This window comes from Rothia sp. HMSC065G12, from assembly GCF_001811455.1.
In the GTDB taxonomy this organism is placed as follows: domain Bacteria; phylum Actinomycetota; class Actinomycetes; order Actinomycetales; family Micrococcaceae; genus Rothia; species Rothia dentocariosa.
In genome coordinates, this window is record NZ_KV804816.1 from 1 (window position 1) to 594 (window position 594).

The 594-nt window shown below is 45.5% G+C and carries 1 protein-coding gene; it reads right to left on the minus strand.

Going from position 1 to position 594, the window contains the following annotated elements:
• Positions 1-594, minus strand: a 594-nt coding sequence (locus tag HMPREF2804_RS09100; protein WP_070628043.1) for a uracil phosphoribosyltransferase, incomplete at both ends; no start/stop codon positions are given.

The following is a 594-nucleotide window of genomic DNA, read 5'->3' on the forward strand; positions in this document are numbered from 1 at the left end:
TTAAGATGCCCAAAATAACCTCGTAAAGGGCTACTATAACCCCCACTATTGTAAAAGAGCTCTCGGCAGATGAAGATGGATCAAGAATCCGCTCTAGCATAAACGGCACATAGGTAACCTCGGAGATCGGGGCAACAATAAGACCGTAAATATTGGCGCCTCGTATCCACCGAAACTTGACTGATCTCCTAAACCGCATAAACGCGACAACCTGCAAGATAGCGTGAATCATGTAAGGAAGTGCAATAACGGCAATAATAAACATACCCGCCAAGATAAGATCATCATATCCACTGGGCGCAGACACCAAAACGTTAATGAATACACAGACAAAAACAACCAGCATAATGAGTACAGGAATAATAATCAGAACATTCCTGATAGCCTGTGCGATGAGAAGAGGCTCACGGGTGTTGGGATCTATATCAAACTGTTTTGATATGCGTTTATGAGGCTCTTCCTTTCCCTCAGCACCCTGAGGCTCTGGGGACGCCTGGGGATCCAATGACATCTTACCGTCGGCACCTTCTACACCATACAGCTGTGTATATTTAGGCTCTTGACGTGCATTCTCCGGATTATTGCTCGATGCAC